The 2,769-nt window shown below is 59.8% G+C and carries 3 protein-coding genes and 1 pseudogene; all 4 read right to left on the bottom strand.

Going from position 1 to position 2,769, the window contains the following annotated elements:
• Window positions 1-147: 147 nt before the first annotated feature.
• Window positions 148-321, bottom strand: a complete 174-nt coding sequence (locus tag K289_RS52025; RefSeq protein WP_018644642.1) for a hypothetical protein — start codon at window positions 319-321, stop codon at window positions 148-150.
• A gap of 170 nt (window positions 322-491) precedes the next feature.
• A complete protein-coding gene (locus K289_RS0140635) occupies window positions 492-722 on the bottom strand; it encodes a hypothetical protein (protein WP_027556524.1) in 231 nt (76 codons plus the stop codon).
• A 230-nt stretch (window positions 723-952) separates the two neighbouring features.
• Window positions 953-1,750, bottom strand: coding sequence for a hypothetical protein (locus K289_RS0140630; protein ID WP_027556523.1), 798 nt, complete (start codon window positions 1,748-1,750; stop codon window positions 953-955).
• Between the two features lie 115 nt (window positions 1,751-1,865).
• Window positions 1,866-2,675 (bottom strand): annotated as a pseudogene (locus K289_RS47320) (GNAT family N-acetyltransferase); the annotation flags it as partial.
• Between the last annotated feature and the right edge of the window lie 94 nt (window positions 2,676-2,769).

Genomic DNA, 2,769 nt, shown 5'->3' with positions numbered 1-2,769 from the left:
CTCTCCTTTGTGGAATCAGCACCCCGAGCCTACCGGCTCAAGGTGGGCAACGCCGACCTCTTCAGAAATTCAACAGAACCCGGGACATCCCCCGCTCTACCCATCCGACGAGCTACTGCAGTAAGTAGCCCGGACGAGCGCAGGTCGTTACCGGAACAGCGCGACGAAGATCACGTAGAGCCAGCCCAGGATCCCGTGGATGATCGCCCACAGGATCGAATGGTTGTTGGTGTAGGAGATCGCGATGGCGAGCGCCGAGCCGAAGCCCACGCCGTATTTCGCGCCCTCGACGCGGACGCCGTAGTAACGATTACCGTTCATGGTGATCCTTCCAGTTGCGCTCCGTCGGCGCGCGCCGACCCTCGCTTATCAAGCGACCGAAGCGAAGGCTAGGTCAAGTTTCACCACAGCGAGCAGCCCGGATGGAGCTTCCGCCTTCGCTCTGCGAGCTACGGCGGACAGGTCGCTCGACCTATCCTACGCTTGCAGTCTTAGAAGCTTGCGCCCGTTGCCATCAGCACTGCACCGATTGCCATCAGAACGACACCCGGCCAGTTCGCTCCCAATCCAAGGAATCCAAGGCCGCGCCGCGGCGGCTCCAGCGTCTCGCGCACCTGCCGGGACGAATCTCTCCCGCTGAGCGGTCCCCGCCAAATGGTGGCGCGTGCCATGTACAGGAAACCGCCAAGGATGAGCAGCGCGCCAAGTCCCACCAGGACCATGTTCGCCTCTCAAGTCGCCACTGCACCTGCCACCCACAACAGAAGCAACATGATTCAAAACAATGCCCGCTCATTGGTTCCGCAGCCCGTAGGATGGGTAGAGCTCTTGCGAAACCCATCACCTTCGAAGAGGCAATTGATGGGTTTCGCTTCCGCCTTCGCTCGTCGAGCTACGGCGGACGACCCGCTCTACCCATCCTACGAGCTACGGACTCCATCCACCCTGCGTCCTAATTGCCGTCATCCGCCGCAAGGCGCAGAAATTGCCGCTTCATCGCGTTGACCTTGGCGACATAGCTTGCGACGAGGTGATCGCCGCACCGCTCGCCGGCCATCATCTGAAAGTGACGGCGTGCGTAGGCTGTGGCGGGACCTGCGCCGCAGAGATGGATGAAGGCGGCCAGATCCTGCTTCTGCTGCGCGCTGGCCTTCACATCGCCCGCGCGGGTGAGAACATCGGCCACCTGGCGGTCCAGATACACCGATGCCAGCTCGATGGCGTGGCTCGGGATCGCGCGGATGTAGAGGAAGGTAGACCCGCAGCCGCTTTCCGTGACCGCGTTGCCACGGACACAGAACCGCGCGGCCTCGGCGTAGGCTGCGTCTAGCATCTGGTAGAGGCCGACGGCGCTGGACGCGGGCCGGTAAATCGCGAGGGGATTGAGGTTCCATCGCCAGCGCCAGTAGGTGCGCGCCACCGGATTCCCTGAAGTCTCGACCTGCGCCAGCGCGGCCAGCAATTCGGGCGTGATCGTATCGGTGGAATGCTTGCGGAAGAGCGGCCCGTATTGCCGCCAAGTCTCGGCCGGCTCCTTGTCGAGGGAGTTGCCGACAAGGACAAACAGCTCGGTCGGCTTGCGGATGACGTGATAGACGATGTTTGTCAGCGCCAAGACCGCAAGCAGGATCGCTGTGACGCCCGCGATACGAACCGCCCGCGGCGCTCGCGCGAACGTCTTTCGCGCCCACCGAGCGCCCCGCCGGAAGCTGCGAAGGCGAGGGAGGAGGTTCTTGCTTTTTCTTGGCATGGGTCTTGTGGGAGTGGGTAGGGAGCATAGCGGAGCATATTGCGCCGACGATCCCTAGTCGCGGATTGCGCTGCGCTAATTCTGCCTGCGGGCTTGCTCCACCCGTCTTACGGGTTCAGACGGAGAAGCCCAACTGCAGACGTTGTAGAAGTCGGTCCAAGGAAGCGCGATCTATTTCGAAGATCGATTGAGGTGGGTGACTTCCGATAATGCCGATGCCCTGTAGTTCGCAGAGAGAGATGGCAGGCTCTATATACGCCGCAAGGAGATAATTAATCACTTTCACCGGGCGCTCAGGCGACGCTTCCCATTCGCTGAGTTGCGCCTCGCTGTAAACCGAACGCCCGCCGGTGAGCAGCATAAGGTCCTTAGTTGAGGTTGCTACTGAACTTTCCTCAAAGAGACCGATTGTAGTAAAGGCTTGGGAAGGTGGGCTCTTGGATTTCCCCTTGTAGAAAAATAGAAGAGAGCCCGGTGGTCCGAGAGTGGATTGCGCTCGGCATAAGTAGACTTTTCGGATGGTATTGCCTGGGCGCTTGGGGCCCACGCCCATGCCAGCCAGATCGAATAGATCAGCTTGGACCGGATTTCTTAGGTCCGGATATAATGTGTCATGATAGGCCTCCCTTATAGGGACGCCAAAAGCTCTCGTATCCGGACCGGCAATGAAGCGGGGGTAGTTGAGGCGATCCGTCTCGAAGTTTGAAGTCCCAGGAATGGGGGCGAGCTTCTCGCGGGCGAAAACCTTCTCATAAACCAGCTCGCCATCCGCTTTTGTTGCGGTATGTTTGAACCCATAAAATTCGAGAAGATCAATGAGCGCGACCTGACTATCGTAGGTCGTGAGATAGACAAGATCGTATTTGTTAGCCTGAGCGAACCAAAAGACCTTCTTTAGGAGTAGTTCGCCCAACTTCACTCCGCGTGACCTGCCACCGAAGTTTCATCCAGCGGCGGTTAGAGTCTCGGGGTTTTCTACGCCATGCGGCGCGGGTGGAGCAACGGGCGATCGGCGGAGC

Origin of the sequence: Bradyrhizobium sp. Cp5.3, from assembly GCF_000426265.1 — a bacterium.
Taxonomy (GTDB): domain Bacteria; phylum Pseudomonadota; class Alphaproteobacteria; order Rhizobiales; family Xanthobacteraceae; genus Bradyrhizobium; species Bradyrhizobium neotropicale.
Note: the sequence above shows the minus strand (reverse complement) of the source record. Positions and strands in the feature narration are given on the sequence as shown.

What these genes read in the sequence shown, in the direction of transcription:
- K289_RS0140635 (WP_027556524.1), bottom strand. Translation starts at nt 722, where the DNA reads ATGGTCCTGGTGGGACTTGGCGCGCTGCTCATCCTTGGCGGTTTCCTG.
- K289_RS52025 (WP_018644642.1), bottom strand. Translation starts at nt 321, where the DNA reads ATGAACGGTAATCGTTACTACGGCGTCCGCGTCGAGGGCGCGAAATAC.
- K289_RS0140630 (WP_027556523.1), bottom strand. Translation starts at nt 1,750, where the DNA reads ATGCCAAGAAAAAGCAAGAACCTCCTCCCTCGCCTTCGCAGCTTCCGG.